12 protein-coding genes are annotated in these 15,386 nt (G+C 32.8%); 7 read left to right on the top strand and 5 right to left on the bottom strand.

Annotated features, from left to right (window positions below; all coding sequences use genetic code 11):
• Positions 1-164: 164 nt before the first annotated feature.
• From BUE22_RS06330 to BUE22_RS06320, 3 genes are all read left to right on the top strand, one after another.
• Positions 165-1,499: a DEAD/DEAH box helicase gene (locus BUE22_RS06330; protein WP_073394196.1), complete on the top strand. Its 1,335-nt coding sequence runs from the start codon at positions 165-167 to the stop codon at positions 1,497-1,499.
• Between the two features lie 81 nt (positions 1,500-1,580).
• On the top strand, positions 1,581-2,108 hold the full coding sequence (locus BUE22_RS06325; RefSeq protein WP_073394195.1) for a GNAT family N-acetyltransferase: 528 nt from the start codon (positions 1,581-1,583) through the stop codon (positions 2,106-2,108).
• 125 nt (positions 2,109-2,233) lie between these two features.
• A complete protein-coding gene (locus tag BUE22_RS06320) occupies positions 2,234-3,493 on the top strand; it encodes an NAD(P)/FAD-dependent oxidoreductase (protein ID WP_073394194.1) in 1,260 nt (419 codons plus the stop codon).
• A gap of 149 nt (positions 3,494-3,642) precedes the next feature.
• Here the strand turns inward: BUE22_RS06320 and BUE22_RS06315 are convergent, their stop codons facing one another.
• On the bottom strand, positions 3,643-4,875 hold the full coding sequence (locus BUE22_RS06315) for a multidrug effflux MFS transporter (protein ID WP_073394193.1): 1,233 nt from the start codon (positions 4,873-4,875) through the stop codon (positions 3,643-3,645).
• Between the two features lie 144 nt (positions 4,876-5,019).
• On the opposite strand from BUE22_RS06315, the gene BUE22_RS06310 reads away from it, so the two are divergent.
• From BUE22_RS06310 to BUE22_RS06295, 4 genes are all read left to right on the top strand, one after another.
• Positions 5,020-5,439 carry a hypothetical protein gene (locus BUE22_RS06310; protein WP_073394192.1) on the top strand — a complete coding sequence of 140 codons (420 nt, stop codon included), beginning with the start codon at positions 5,020-5,022 and terminating at the stop codon, positions 5,437-5,439.
• 89 nt (positions 5,440-5,528) lie between these two features.
• Positions 5,529-5,912 (top strand): hypothetical protein, encoded by a 384-nt coding sequence (locus BUE22_RS06305; RefSeq protein WP_073394191.1) that lies wholly within the window; start codon positions 5,529-5,531, stop codon positions 5,910-5,912.
• 431 nt (positions 5,913-6,343) lie between these two features.
• A complete protein-coding gene (locus tag BUE22_RS06300; protein WP_042567000.1) occupies positions 6,344-8,260 on the top strand; it encodes a DUF294 nucleotidyltransferase-like domain-containing protein in 1,917 nt (638 codons plus the stop codon).
• A gap of 3 nt (positions 8,261-8,263) precedes the next feature.
• Positions 8,264-8,860: a 3'-5' exonuclease gene (locus BUE22_RS06295; RefSeq protein WP_042567001.1), complete on the top strand. Its 597-nt coding sequence runs from the start codon at positions 8,264-8,266 to the stop codon at positions 8,858-8,860.
• 283 nt (positions 8,861-9,143) lie between these two features.
• Here BUE22_RS06295 and acs read toward each other — a convergent pair whose 3' ends face one another.
• From acs to ilvB, 4 genes are all read right to left on the bottom strand, one after another.
• Positions 9,144-11,054 (bottom strand): acetate--CoA ligase, encoded by a 1,911-nt coding sequence (gene acs / locus BUE22_RS06290; protein WP_042567002.1) that lies wholly within the window; start codon positions 11,052-11,054, stop codon positions 9,144-9,146.
• Positions 11,055-11,549: 495 nt separating this feature from the next.
• Entirely contained in the window at positions 11,550-13,019 is a 1,470-nt protein-coding gene (gene ilvC, locus BUE22_RS06285) for a ketol-acid reductoisomerase (RefSeq protein WP_073394190.1), read from the bottom strand.
• 40 nt (positions 13,020-13,059) lie between these two features.
• Positions 13,060-13,581: an acetolactate synthase small subunit gene (gene ilvN / locus BUE22_RS06280; RefSeq protein WP_042567004.1), complete on the bottom strand. Its 522-nt coding sequence runs from the start codon at positions 13,579-13,581 to the stop codon at positions 13,060-13,062.
• 88 nt (positions 13,582-13,669) lie between these two features.
• Entirely contained in the window at positions 13,670-15,358 is a 1,689-nt protein-coding gene (gene ilvB / locus BUE22_RS06275; protein ID WP_042567222.1) for a biosynthetic-type acetolactate synthase large subunit, read from the bottom strand.
• Positions 15,359-15,386 lie beyond the last annotated feature (28 nt).

Raw genomic sequence — 15,386 nt, 5'->3', positions numbered from 1 at the left:
AAGTTTACTTTGTGAACTTAACCGCAAAGTTCGCAAAGTTTTACGCTATGAACGCAAGTTGCACTTTGTGAACTTTGCGAAAAAAACTTTGCGAACTTTGCGGTTAAATTATACTCAAAGAAACCAACCTGAAACAAAAAAAACAATAAAAACAAAACTAAAAAATGTCTAAACAATTCTCATCATTAGGAGTTTCAGCACCAATTTTAAAAGCTCTAAACGAGTTGAACATTGTTGAACCAACAGAAATTCAACAAAAAACAATTCCGCTGCTTTTAAATGAAATTCACGATGTTGTAGGTTTAGCCAAAACCGGAACGGGAAAAACAGCCGCTTTCGGATTACCTTTATTGCAATTAGTTAATACAGAATTGCCAATTGTTCAGGCTATTATTTTGGTACCAACCAGAGAACTTGGACAACAAATTTTTAGAAATTTAGAAGATTTCGGAAAACATATTCCGAATATCTCTATAGCTTCAACTTGTGGTGGAATCCCCATTAAGCCACAAATTGAACGCCTTACAAAGCCAACACATATTGTTGTTGCAACACCAGGACGTTTAATCGATTTGATTCAGCGTAAAGCGATTGATTTAAAACAAACAGAATATTTAGTTTTGGATGAAGCCGATGAAATGGTTTCAATCTTAAAAGAAAGTTTAGACGAAATTGTTGCTGAACTTCCTAAAAAACACCGCACTTTATTGTTTTCAGCAACTTTACCGGGAACAATCAAACAATTGATTCAGAATTACTTAAATAAAAATGTAGTTCAGGTTAGTGCCAATATGGAAACTGTTGGTAACCAAGGGATTGATCACGAATATATTGTTGTCGACCCAATTGAAAAACTGGATGTTTTAATGCATTTTTTAAACTCAAAAGATGGTGAGCGCGGAATCATTTTCTGTAAAACCAAAGCTGCAGTAAATAAATTAGCTAAAAATCTGGCTATAAATCGTTTTTCATCCGGAGCGCTTCACGGTAGTTTATCTCAGGGAATTCGTGATAGAATTATGGAACAATTTCGTGAAGGACATATTAATATTTTGGTCGCTACCGATTTGGCTGCGAGAGGAATAGATGTAAAAGAAATATCTTATGTGGTAAATTACCATTTGCCTGATACTTATGAAAACTACGTTCACAGAAGTGGAAGAACCGCAAGGGCAGGAGCAAAGGGACTTTCTTTAACCGTTTTACAAGAGGAAGAAACAGTTGAAATTCCGGAATTTGAAAAAGAATTAGGAATTAAATTTACTAAATTCCAAAAACCTTCAGCAGTAAGTTTAGAAGAAAATAATATGCTTTTATGGGCAAAACAAATCTTTAAAACAAAACCAAATCACGATCTTTCAGCAGATTTAAAAACGAATGTAAAAACAGTTTTTCACCATCTTACTAAGGATGAATTAATTGAGAAACTAATGGCAAATTACGTTTTACAGAACAAAGTTGAAGTCACAGAAAAACCTGTTAAAAAATTCAAAAAGTAATATTTCGATAACTTGATTTAGCCATTTTATGTTGTATTTTTATGAGCAAATGACAATTTGAACTTTAAAATACGACTGGAAATGGCAGCAAATATTATTATAAAAAAAATTTCGATTAGCGAAATTGATGATTTACAAAAGATTGGCCGACAAACTTTTGAGGAAACATTTTCTGAACATAATTCTAAAGAAAACTTAGAAGCTTATTTGGATGAAGGGTTTTCATATGAAAAACTAACTGCCGAACTTACCAATGAAGATTCTGAATTTTACTTCGCTATACTTGAAAATGAAGTAATTGGCTATTTAAAAGTCAACTTTGGAGATTCTCAAACAGAATTGAAAGATAACAAAGCTCTTGAAATTGAGAGAATCTATGTTTCAAAAGAATTTCACGGAAAAAAAGTTGGACAACTACTTTACGACAAAGCTATTGAAATTGCAAAAGAAAAAAGCGCTGAATATGTGTGGCTTGGCGTTTGGGAGGAAAACGGGAGAGCCTTAAATTTTTACCAAAAAAATGGTTTTACAGAATTTGACAAACACATTTTTAAACTAGGTGATGATGAGCAAACCGACCTTATGATGAAACTTAAATTGACCAATTAATTCCATAATTTTTTAACAGAAAACTCAAAATTGGTTTTTGTATTTGGAATTATAATGTTAAATTTATAGAACTGCTATAAGCAGAAATAGTTTTACTCATAAATCCTACTTAAATAAAAATACATATGAATATAGTCATAATAGGAGGCGGTTTTGCAGGGATAAATCTTGCAAAAGAACTTGTTAATCAGCCTGAAATACAAGTAACGCTTGTAGATAAAAATAACTATAATTTTTTTCCACCATTAATATATCAGGTTGCTACTGCTTTTTTAGAACCATCAAGTATTAGTTATCCTTTCAGAAAGTTTTTTGCCGGTAAAAAAAATCTACAATTTCGTTTGGGAGAACTGCTTTCTGTAGTTCCTGCCGAAAATAAAATAATTTTAAATAATGGCGAATTAACATACGATTATCTGGTTTTTGCCACAGGCGCTGAAACAAGTTATTTTGGTATGGAAAACGTAATGAAAAATGCCATTCCGATGAAAACCTTAAATGATGCCATCGAAATGCGAAATGCATTGCTTAAAAATCTTGAAAAAGCTGCTATTACCAAAGATATTCGCAAGCGTCGTAAATTATTAACAATTGTGGTTGCCGGAGGAGGACCTACAGGAGTAGAGGTTTCCGGAATGTTTGCCGAAATGCGAAAAAACATCCTGCTTAAGGAATACCCTGAATTAGAGACTTCTGCCAGTAATGTTTATTTAGTTGATGGAGGAGATGCTTTGTTGGCGCCAATGAGTAAAGATTCTCAAAAAGATACTCTTGAAGCACTTACAAAACTAGGCGTTGTAGTAAAACTAAACACCCGAGTTGTTGATTATGTGGATGACACGGTTCATTTTGAAAATGGAGACACCATCAAAACCAAAAATTTAATTTGGGCAGCGGGAGTTTCTGCTAAAATTTTTGACGGAATTCCGAAAGAAAGTTATGGACGTGGTCGTCGTATGGCCACAGATCAATACAATAAAGTAAACGGACTCGAAAATATTTATGCTATTGGTGATACCGCAATTTTGGCCGGAGATAAAAATTTCCCTGACGGACATCCGCAAGTAGCTCAAGTTGCAATTCAGCAAGGTTTAAATTTAGCCAAGAATTTTAAAGCAATAGTAAAAAATAAACCGCTTAAACCGTTTGTTTACAATGATAAAGGCTCAATGGCAATTATTGGTAAAAACAAAGCCGTAGTAGATTTACCAAGTCCGAAATGGCATTTCAATGGATTTTTTGCCTGGGTTATTTGGTTGTTTATCCATTTAATTTCTTTGATAACGTACAGAAACAGAATTAATACATTTTGGAATTGGATGGTAGCTTATTTTGCAAGAGATCAATCTCTTAGAATGATTATCAGACCAGAGAAAAGACAATAAATTTGAATTAAATTCCAAATTTTTGAAATTCCAAATCCCAATAAAAAGGCCAGAATCTAAGATTCTGGCCTTTTTATTTAGTTTCAGTTTGTCATTTTTATCACACCTACAATTGGAATTTGGAATTTAAAAATTGGAATTTCAATGAATTAATGTCCAACAACAATATCATCGTCACCAGAAATTTCTACTTTTTCTTTTATAAAACGTTTTCCTATATTTAAAACGATAAAGGCTATAATTGTAGTTGCAGTCATGATAATAACCATTGGTGCAACAGAATTTTTTACAAAAACACCAACTGCAAAAGAAGCTAAAGCTCCCAATCCTAATTGAATTGCACCCATTAAAGCCGAAGCACTTCCGGCATTTTTGGCAAATGGCGCCATTGTAAGTCCGGCAGTATTTGGGTTTGAAATTCCCAGACAACCCAAGAATAAAAATAACATTATACTAGTTTCATAAAGTCCTAAAAGATTATTTAATGCCAATATCAGGAAAACAATACTTATTACAGATTGAGCAATTAAAGCTCCAAAAATCATTTGCTCGCTCGAAAATCTCTTTAATAAAACAGAATTCAATTGACTTGAACCAATAAAACTTACTGACGACATAAAAGCAAAAATCCATCCGTATGTTTTAGCGTCCACATGATAAATATCCATAAAAATTATAGGAGAGGCCGCTACATAAGTAAATAAGCCCGAAAAAGCGATAGAACCTGTAAATGCGTAAGTATAAAATTGCGGTTCTTTAAGTACTTTTAAAAAGTTATTTATAATTGGTTTAGGTTTTAATGAAATCGAAGTATCTGGTTTAAAACTATTTGGTAAACCAACTTGTGCAGCTATTAAAATAGCAATTCCCATACACATTAGGATAAAAAATACAGTATGCCAGCCATAATCTTCGGTAACATAACCTCCAATTGTTGGCGCTAACATCGGCGAAAGCCCGAGAACTAACATTAATAATGAAAAAACCTTTGGAATGTCTTTTACAGGAAACAAATCGCGCACCATAGCAACTGAAGCCACAGTTGCAGCACAACTACCAATTGCCTGAATAAAACGTAAAAATATAAAAGCATCAATATCTGTTACATAAACGCATCCTAAAGAAGCTATAATATAAACGAGTAAACCAATAAATAAAGGCATTTTACGCCCAAAACGATCCAATAATGGACCGTAAAGCAATTGTCCGGCAGAAATTCCAATAAAATAACTGGATAAACTCATTGAAACTTTAGCTACAGTTGTATGTAAGTCTTTTGCAATACCTGAAAATCCAGGTAAATACATATCGATCGAAAAAGGACCAAGTGCAGTTAGAGAACCTAAAATCAGAATGAGCTTAATATATTTTTTTGTTGTCATTTTCTTAAAATGTTGCTTTTAATTTCGTGCAAAGATAAATATTTACTACCTTGTTATAGATATTAATTACTTTTTATGAAAAAAGTGGTTATTATGTAAGGTTTCAAAATTGTTTTGAAACAATAACTATTAAAAACTAAAATTATGAAAAAATTCTCCTTATTATTTGCTTTAATTTTTACAACAATGTCATTTGCACAATCTATTACAACAAAAATTGAAGATGCAAATCCAGCGCAGTATGCATTACTTGAACAAGTAAATAAATATTATCCTGATATCACTTTAAATAAATCAGTTACCAATTTTTATGCTGATGGAAAAATTATTGATACACAACAAGAATTCAATTTAACAACATCTAAATTTTCAAGCTACAGATTAGGAATTGAGCCAGATAATAAAAAATTATTATTTGAATACATTTCTGATGAAACTGGAAAAGTTTATGGTGATGTTCAAATTTTTAAAGGAAATGCTTTAAGAACAACTTTTTCTGAAAAAACGAATCAAATTGAAGTTTCTTTAAACGGAAAATCAGTTTATTTGAAAAAACTTAAATAAAATTTTTCTTCACAAGAATCTAAAGCATCCACAACCGTAGATGCTTTTTTTATATATTTGAAAATGATTATTCAAAAGTTTTTATTCTTATGAAAAAAATTATCCTTTTTATATTATTTATTTCTTTTTCAGCATTTTCACAATCAAATCAATTCACCGGAACCTGGAGCACTGAAAATTGCAAAGACTGCAGCAAAAAATATATTTTTAAAATTAATCTGGCGCAATCTAATAACAAGATTTATGGAACTGCCGAAGTGATTAGTGATGATGCAAATTTGAGTAGCGGCGTTATGGAAGTTACCGGATATGTTTATGTGCTTGGTGAAAAAGCTCAAATTAGTATGAAAACTAAAAATGGTTCATCGGCCAGTGCAGTTCTTTTTGTGAGTGAAGAACGTATTCAATTCGAAAAAAGAGGCGGATCTGACTTAGTTCCAAAAGAATTGATTTTAAGCAAATTATACGATTAAAGGCTATTATTGCCTTAATCCTTTTTGACCTATAATTTATATTATGTAAAATAGAATTTTTCAAGAACCACTCCATATCAACTCATTATAGAAACTTCTTTATAATTAATAAAACTCTGCTTCTTGTAACTTCACAATAATGTAAGTTTTTAAATTAGATTTAAAACAAATCAGAAATTACAAAAACCACTTCAGGGTTTTAAACTTCAAAAATTACAATTTAAATTTTGGCACATTCTTTTCTTTTTAATTCTGCTCAAAAATCTCATTAAATTTTATCGATTAAAAACAAAAAATATCGTTTAAAACCCTTTAAATCAATAAAAATTAACATATTTTTAATATTTAATATATTCTAATCCAGATGCTTTCATTGTAAGGTTTTATTTTATTATTTTTACATTCGATACTTTAAAAAAATTATCAAACATATGAATACAATTGCTGAGCATATTGCAGATTTTTTAAAAGAATACCCGCCATTTAACAACTTAACTTTTCAGGAATTAGCTGATATTGCAAGTAATATTCGCGTTATCAATTTAGAGAAACACGCAGTATTGTTTGAAAATAACGATCCTCTGCATGATAGTTTTTATGTTGTCGCTTCGGGTGTTATAAATCTGACTACAATTGCTGATGCCGAGGAAACTATTATTAATAAATGCCATGAAGGAAATATTTTTGGATTACGTCCGTTTTTCGCCAAAAATAACTACATGATGACTGCAAAAGCACGTGAAGAAAGCATTATTTATGCTATTCCAATCGCTGTTTTCAGACCTTTTGTAGCCAATAATTCTGATGTTCTAAATTTCTTACTTGAAAATTTTGCTGTAAATTCCAGACATACAAAAGAAAGTTCGGGTTCTAACGGAAAAATGACTTCTGAAACTTCATTTTATGTTGATCAGCAATCAGAAATGCAATATTTGCAGACACTTACCTATAATAATTCGCCATTAAAAACAGAAGCAAACCGCATTGTAAAAGATGTGGCTATTTTAATGACAGAATCTATGGTAGATAATATTGTAGTTACTGAAAAAAATAACCCAATTGGTATTGTTACAGATGCCGATTTGTCTTCGAAAATTGCTACAGGCCGATATCCTATTACTGAAACCATCGACAAAATCATGTCGTCGCCGGTTGTTACCGTTTTAGAGAACGTATCGCTTGCTGAGGCACAGCTGCTTATGCTAAAACACAATGTAACCCATTTATGTGTTACCAAAGATGGAACGAGTAAATCTGCCGTTAAGGGAATTATTTCTGAACATGATTTAATTGTAGCTCAGGCCAGTAATCCAGGGGTTTTGATTAAAGAAATCAAACGTTCGCAGCTTCCAAAAGATTTAAAACAAATTCGTGATCGTTTGTCTGATTTGATACAAAATTCGATTCAAAAAAATATTCCGCTTTCACATGTCAGCAATATTGCCAGTGAAATTAATTTGGCAATAATTAAACGTGCGGTAGAATTGTCTATTTTAGATTTAGGCTCACCTCCTGCTCGATTTGCGTGGTTAAGCATTGGTAGTCAAGGACGTAAAGAGCAACTTTTATTGACAGACCAGGATAGTATTTTAGTTTTTGAAGATGTTACGCCTGAGAAATACAGAGATGTAAAAGATTATTTTTTAAGACTGGCAAAAAGAACAACCGCGATACTTGAAAAAGTGGGTTATGAACTTTGCCCTAACGGACACATGGGAAGCAATATGTTATGGTGTAAATCATTGACTGACTGGACAAAACAATACAATAGTTGGATGAATACTCCAGGTGAAAACAGTAATGATTTAAGTAGTATTTTCTTTGATTATGAGATCGTTTTTGGTGAACCAAAAATTGAAGAAGCGATTGAAGGTGTAATTTTCAAAAATGCAGTTAACAATACTTTATTCTTTGATTTCTTAGGAAATGATGCTTTAAAAAGAAATTCTCCTTTGAGTTTCTTCAAAAAATTCATTGTTGAAGAAGAAGGTCCGCAAAAAGGAAAATTTGATATTAAGACCCGTGCTTTAATGCCTTTAATTGATGGCGCGCGTTTATTGATTTTAAATTCTAACATAAAAGGAATTCAGAACACTTATTTAAGATTCAAGCAATTAGCAATCACAGATTCTAAAAATGCAGAAATATATTTAAGCTGTGCCGAAGCTTTTCTAACTTTATCAAAATTTAGAACTGTTGAAGGATTAAAAAATGATGATTCCGGGCAATATATTAATATAAAAGAAATGTCAAAAACAGATAGAGAGAAATTAAAAAATGCTCTAACACCAATGAAAGATCTTGAAGAATTAATCAAGAGCAAATTTCAACTTACGCAATTTTCATAAAGTATGTTAGACTGGATTAAAAATATTAATAAAGAATATCCTGATTTCTGGAAGGATTATTTAACCAAATTCGAAACAAAGCCTAACCGTTTTGTAGTTTTATCTACTGAAACCTCAGGCTTAAATCCGAATAAGGATGTAATTCTGTCTTTGGGAGCTTTTGCAGTTGTTGACGACGGTGTTGTCATCAAGGACAGTTTTGAATCTGTTTTGCTGCAATATAAATTCCTGCATGATAATGGGCTTTCTAATGAGTTTATTATTGACAGTAAAATGATAAAAATGGAAGAGCCTGCTGCTCTCGAAGCTTTTATTAATTTTATAGGCAATGCTGTTTTAGTTGGCCATCATATTAATTTTGATATCGAAATGCTTAACAGCGCTCTTGAACGTTTGGATTGTGGAAGATTAAAAAATGAAGCACTAGATGTTGATATGATGTATCGTAAATTAACGGACATTAATGACAAACAATTTTCTTTAGACGATTTAGGCGAAATTTTTAAAATTCCGAAAAGCGACAGAAATTCTTCTTCTGAAGATGCTTATCGAATTGCACTTTTGTTTTTGAAGCTGAAATCTCGATTGGGAATTAAGTAAGACTTTTTAAACCATATAAGTTCATATAAGAAAATATAAGTTTTAAAAATACAAACTTAGCTCTTATAAGATTGTCAGGCTGAGCGGAGTCGAAGCCCGTCATGCAGAATCACTTTGCAGGACTTCGACTCCGCTCAGTCTGACAAAAAATGTATAGTTTACTTTTTTTCTTTAATCTTTATCAAAGTTTTGAACTTCGACTTTCCTCAGTCTGACAAAAAATACACATAAAAAAATGCCTCTTAAATTTAAGAGGCATTTTTATTTTCTATTTGGGTCAGAATTATGAAATTCTTTCTTTTGAAATTTCTTCTACAATTTCAGGATTCAATAAGGTTGACGTATCTCCGAAATTAGAGAAATCTCCTTCTGCAATTTTACGTAAAATTCTACGCATAATTTTTCCTGAACGTGTTTTTGGTAAACCAGAAACAAACTGAATTTTATCTAGTTTCGCAATTGGTCCAATATGGTCTGAAATATATTGGTTGATTTCTCTAGACAGATTCTCTTTATTTCTAACTTCTCCTGTTTCTTTCAAAATTACATAACCGTATAATGCGTTTCCTTTTATATCGTGAGGGAAACCAACAATTGCAGATTCTGCAACTGCAGGATGCTCGTTGATTGCATCTTCGATAGGTGCTGTTCCTAAATTATGACCTGAAACAATTACAACATCATCAACTCTACCAGTGATTCTGTAGTATCCAACTTCATCTCTTAAAGCTCCGTCTCCTGTAAAATATTTTCCAGGGAAAGAAGAGAAATAAGTGTCTTTGTATCGTTGGTGATCTCCCCAGATAGTTCTGGCGATTCCTGGCCACGGAAATTTAATACACAAACTACCAACAACCTGATTTCCTTCAATTTCGTTGCGCTTTTCGTCCATCAAAACAGGCTGAATTCCCGGTAATGGCAAAGTTGCGTATGTTGGTTTTGTTGGTGTTACAAAAGCAATTGGCGAAATCATGATTCCACCGGTTTCAGTTTGCCACCAGGTATCAACAACCGGACATCTTTTATCTCCAACGTGGTCATTAAACCAGTGCCAGGCTTCTTCGTTAATTGGTTCTCCAACAGATCCAATAACTTTAAGTGATTTAAGAGGATATTTTTGAATATAATCTAAGCTTTCTTTTGCTAATGAACGGATTGCAGTTGGCGCTGTATAAAATTGTGTGATTTTATGTTTTTCGATAATATCCCAAAAACGGCTGAAATCAGGATAAGATGGCACTCCTTCAAAAATTACGGTTGTTCCTCCGTTTAATAAAGGTCCGTATAAAATGTATGAGTGACCTGTAATCCATCCGATATCTGCAGTACACCAGAAAATATCATTTTCTTCGTGGCTAAATACATTTTTAAAGGTATATGCCGTGTAAACCATATAACCTGCTGTCGTATGAACCATCCCTTTTGGTTTACCTGTTGATCCTGAAGTATATAAAATAAATAAAGGGTCTTCGGCATCCATAATTTCTGCAACACTATTATCAATAGCTGCATCCAATAATGGCTGTAACCACACGTCACGACCGTCTTTCATTTTAACTTCGGTCTGGGTTCTTTTTACAACCAAAACTTTTTCAACCGTAGGACAAGTATCTAATGCTTCATCTACAATTCCTTTAAGATCAATTGTTTTGTTTCCTCTGTATCCACCGTCAGAAGTAATTACCATTTTACATTCGCAATCATTAATTCTTGCAGTAACAGCAGATGCTGAAAAACCTGCAAAAATAACAGAGTGAATAGCCCCAATTCTGGCACAAGCCAATACGGCAACTGCCAATTCAGGAATCATTGGTAAATAAATACAAACACGATCTCCTTTACGAACACCCTGCTCGCGCAAAACATTCGCCATTCTTGATACTCTTTCGTATAATTCGTTATACGTTATATGTAAAGCAGTTTCTGAGGGATCATTTGGTTCAAATATAATTGCCGTTTTTTCTCCTCTTTTGCTTAAATGTCTGTCAATACAGTTTTTGGTAATGTTAACTTTAGCTTCAGTAAACCATTTTACTTCGGCTTCGGCCATATTAAAATCTACTACTTTATCCCATTGTTGGTACCAGGTAAAATTTTCTTCAGCTATTTTTCCCCAAAACTTCCTCGGCTCCCTTATTGACTTATTGTAATGTTTAAAATATTGTTCTAAATTTTCAATTTTATAATAACTCATATGTTTTTGGAATTTTTTTATAAATGTATTAAATATCGACGTATTCTTAAAATTATTTAATTCATAAATTTTATCAATTAAAAACACATATTAAAAAAAATAGAGCTTTTTTATGTGTTTAATATAAAAATATGTGTTTTGAACTAAAAATGCATTTTACAAAAAAGGCACGATAAATAAATATCATGCCTTTTGATTTTAACAATTTCAATAACAATTAATTTTGTAATTCTGTATTACAATACTCTGCTTCATTTTGAAAATAGCAGCAGCTTTATTAATTAAAACAGAAATTTCAACAAGCATATTTAGTTTTAAACATGCCCCTTCATTTAGGGATTAGCCTCACTTAACTTTCTCACCGAAGTTAAGTGAATGCAATATGCATCTATATCTAATTTTCTTTAATAAGTGCTTACTAATTCAAAATATTACATAAAATAATGATACAGTGCAAATCCCATCACATTCGACTGTGTGGTAATTCCCAATTTATTATCCAATTTTTTTCATTGCTGTCATAGACTCTCTCAACCATGCTCCTACTTCTTCAATAGGATGTTGACGGATTTCTTTGTTTACAGCAATTAAAATAGCATTATCTACTCCGTTTGAAGTTGAAAATGGTTTTCCAATTATGTTTGTTTCAACATTTTTCATGTATTCAGCCAATAACGGTTTACAAGCGTGATCGAACAAATAACATCCGTACTCAGCTGTATCCGAAATTACGCGGTTCATTTCAAATAATTTCTTTCTTGCAATTGTGTTAGCAATCAAAGGTAATTCGTGTAATGATTCATAATAAGCTGACTCTTCGATAATTCCAGCTTCTGTCATTGTTTCAAAAGCCAATTCAACTCCGGCTTTAACCATTGCAATCATTAATACTCCGTTATCAAAATATTCTTGTTCAGATATTTGAGCATCAGTTGGAGGTGTTTTTTCGAAGTTAGTTTCTCCTGTTGCAGCTCTCCACGTCAATAAATTTTTGTCGTCATTAGCCCAGTCAATCATCATTGTTCTTGAGAATTCTCCAGAAATGATATCATCCTGGTGTTTTTGAAATAACGGACGCATGATGTCTTTTAATTCCTCAGCAATTTCGTAAGCTTCGATTTTTGCAGGATTAGAAAGACGATCCATCATATTTGTAATACCACCATGTTTTAAAGCTTCTGTGATAGTTTCCCATCCGTATTGAATTAATTTTGAAGCATATCCAGGTTCGATTCCTTTTTCTACCATTTTATCAAAACATAAAATAGATCCAGTTTGCAACAATCCGCAAAGGATAGTTTGCTCACCCATTAAATCTGATTTTACTTCTGCTACGAAAGATGATTTTAAAACTCCGGCTTTGTGACCTCCAGTTGCTACAGCATATGCTTTTGCCTGATCTAAACCAGCACCATTTGGATCATTTTCAGGGTGAACTGCAATTAAAGTTGGTACACCAAATCCTCTTTTGTATTCTTCACGAACTTCAGAACCAGGACATTTAGGAGCACACATAATTACAGTAATATCTTTACGAATCTGCATTCCTTCTTCAACAATATTAAATCCGTGAGAATATGCTAAAGTCGAACCGTTTTTCATTAATGGCATAATTGCAGTAACAACTGCAGTATGTTGTTTATCAGGAGTTAAGTTACAAACTAAATCAGCAGTTGGAATTAATTCTTCATAAGTCCCCACTTTAAATCCGTTTTCTGTAGCGTTTTTGTAAGATGCTCTTTTTTCAGCAATTGCATCTGCACGTAATGCATATGAAATATCCAAACCAGAGTCTCTCATGTTCAATCCCTGGTTCAAACCTTGTGCACCACAACCTACAATAACAACTTTTTTTCCGGCTAATGCAGCAATTCCGTCTGCAAATTCTGATTGCTCCATAAATTCGCAAACGCCTAATTGTTCTAATTGTAATCTAAGTGGTAGTGTGTTGAAATAATTTGCCATTTTCTTTTAAATATTTAATAAGTGTAATTTATAATTGATACTATTTTAGGGCTTCTAATAATGTTGAAATTTCCATTTTTTCTTTTGAAACAGATATTCTTCCCGAACGCACAAATTGCATAATTCCGTAAGGTTTGAATTTTTCGTATAATTCTTCAATTTCAGAACGTCTTCCGGATTTTGAAATCACGAAGAAATCTCTCGAAACCGTTACAATTGTAGACTGACTGTCCTTAATTATATTCTGAATCTGTTTCTCATCAAACAACAAACTTGAAGCAATTTTAAATAATGCATTTTCTAAATAAATAGTCTCTTCATCTGTATGATAAAATGCTTTTATAACCTCAATTTGTTTTTCAATTTGCCCAACAATATTCTGAACCCATTTTTCTGTTGTATTTACTACAATGATAAATCTTGAAACATTCTCTATTTCTGATTCTGAAACGTTTAGACTTAATATATTAATGTGACGCTTTAAGAATATTCCTGATATTCTATTCAATAAACCCACGTTATTTTCTGAATATACCGATATGGTAAATGTTTTATCTTCCATGTTATTTTTTAGTTTTTTTTGTTTCAGGTTTCAGGTTTCAAGTTCTACAACCTGAAACAAAAAAACCTGAAACTTGAAACTTTTTTCTTTAGCTTAATCTAATTTCTGAAACACAAGCTCCTGTTGGAATCATTGGGAAAACGTTGTTTTCTTTTTCTACCATGACTTCAAGGAAATAAGAATCTTTTGATGCCAGCATTTCTGCAACGGCTGCGTCAAGATCTTCTCTTTGGGTTACTTTTTTAGATTTGATATAATATCCTTCAGCAATAGCAACAAAATTTGGATTAATCATATTTGTTGATGCATATCGGTTATCAAAAAACAATTCCTGCCATTGACGTACCATTCCTAAAAACTCGTTGTTTAGAACCACAATTTTTACCGGAACTTTAGTCTGGAAAATCGTTCCTAGCTCCTGAATTGTCATCTGAAACCCTCCATCACCAATAATTGCCACAACTTCACGATCCGGTCTTCCCATTTTGGCTCCAATTGCAGCCGGAAGTGCGAATCCCATTGTTCCTAATCCACCTGAAGTAATATTACTTTTAGTAGTATTGAATTTAGCATAACGACAGGCAAACATCTGGTGCTGACCAACATCTGAAACAATAATCGCGTCACCTTTTGAGTGTTTGTTAATCATTTCCATAGCTTCTCCCATAGAAATTCCTTTGTTATTCGTTGGATTTAACTCTTCGTTTATAACCGTTTCTACTTCTATTTTATGTAATTCCTTAAATTCATTATGCCATAAATCATGAGATTTTGCATCAATTAAAGGCAATAAAGCATTTAAAGCTTCTTTTACATCTCCTAAAACAGCAACTTCTGTTTTTACATTTTTATCTACTTCTGCAGGATCAATTTCAAAGTGAATTACTTTTGCCTGTTTTGCATACGTTTTTAAATTTCCGGTTACACGGTCGTCAAAACGCATTCCCAATGCAATTAAAACATCACATTCGTTAGTCAATAAATTTGGACCGTAATTTCCGTGCATTCCCAACATTCCTACGTTTAAAGGATGATCTGTTGGCAAAGCCGAAAGTCCTAAAATTGTCCATCCTGCCGGAATTCCTGATTTCTCAATAAAAGCTTTTAATTGTTCTTCGGCCTGACCCAAAATAATTCCCTGACCAAAAACAATAAAAGGTTTTTTTGCGCTATTGATTATGGCTGCAGCTTCGGCAACTTTATCTAATTTCAATTTCGGAACCGGAATATAGCTTCTGATTGAAGTACATTTTTCGTAACTAAATTCAAACTCATCAAATTGAGCATTTTTAGTAATATCAATCAAAACTGGTCCTGGGCGTCCAGAACGTGCTATGTAAAATGCTTTTGCAATGATTTCCGGAATTTCTGAAGCTTCCGTAATTTGGTAATTCCATTTTGTTACCGGAGTTGAAATTCCGATAATATCCGTTTCCTGAAAAGCATCAGAACCCAATAAATGTTTCCCTACCTGACCTGTAATACAAACCATTGGTGTAGAATCGATTTGCGCATCTGCAATTCCGGTTACTAAATTTGTAGCTCCCGGACCAGAAGTAGCAATTGCCACTCCTACTTTTCCTGTAGCCCTTGCAAACCCCTGAGCTGCGTGTGTTGCACCTTGTTCGTGACGAACCAATACGTGGTGTAATTGGTCCTGAAATTTATATAATTCGTCGTAAACCGGCATGATTGCTCCTCCCGGATATCCATAAACCAAGTCTACTCCTTCTGCTAATAAACATCTTATAACGGCTTCTGCCCCTGATATTTTCATAGTATATTTTGTTTTATCAATGTCAAAA

It is taken from the genome of Flavobacterium pectinovorum (assembly GCF_900142715.1).
GTDB classification, from domain to species: domain Bacteria; phylum Bacteroidota; class Bacteroidia; order Flavobacteriales; family Flavobacteriaceae; genus Flavobacterium; species Flavobacterium pectinovorum.
Note: the sequence above shows the minus strand (reverse complement) of the source record. Positions and strands in the feature narration are given on the sequence as shown.

Excerpts from the sequence above, each read along its gene's own strand:
- BUE22_RS06330 (WP_073394196.1), top strand. The coding sequence starts at position 165 with ATGTCTAAACAATTCTCATCATTAGGAGTTTCAGCACCAATTTTAAAA.
- BUE22_RS06325 (WP_073394195.1), top strand. The coding sequence starts at position 1,581 with ATGGCAGCAAATATTATTATAAAAAAAATTTCGATTAGCGAAATTGAT.
- BUE22_RS06320 (WP_073394194.1), top strand. The coding sequence starts at position 2,234 with ATGAATATAGTCATAATAGGAGGCGGTTTTGCAGGGATAAATCTTGCA.
- BUE22_RS06315 (WP_073394193.1), bottom strand. The coding sequence starts at position 4,875 with ATGACAACAAAAAAATATATTAAGCTCATTCTGATTTTAGGTTCTCTA.
- BUE22_RS06310 (WP_073394192.1), top strand. The coding sequence starts at position 5,020 with ATGAAAAAATTCTCCTTATTATTTGCTTTAATTTTTACAACAATGTCA.
- BUE22_RS06305 (WP_073394191.1), top strand. The coding sequence starts at position 5,529 with ATGAAAAAAATTATCCTTTTTATATTATTTATTTCTTTTTCAGCATTT.
- BUE22_RS06300 (WP_042567000.1), top strand. The coding sequence starts at position 6,344 with ATGAATACAATTGCTGAGCATATTGCAGATTTTTTAAAAGAATACCCG.
- BUE22_RS06295 (WP_042567001.1), top strand. The coding sequence starts at position 8,264 with ATGTTAGACTGGATTAAAAATATTAATAAAGAATATCCTGATTTCTGG.
- acs (WP_042567002.1), bottom strand. The coding sequence starts at position 11,054 with ATGAGTTATTATAAAATTGAAAATTTAGAACAATATTTTAAACATTAC.
- ilvC (WP_073394190.1), bottom strand. The coding sequence starts at position 13,019 with ATGGCAAATTATTTCAACACACTACCACTTAGATTACAATTAGAACAA.
- ilvN (WP_042567004.1), bottom strand. The coding sequence starts at position 13,581 with ATGGAAGATAAAACATTTACCATATCGGTATATTCAGAAAATAACGTG.
- ilvB (WP_042567222.1), bottom strand. The coding sequence starts at position 15,358 with ATGAAAATATCAGGGGCAGAAGCCGTTATAAGATGTTTATTAGCAGAA.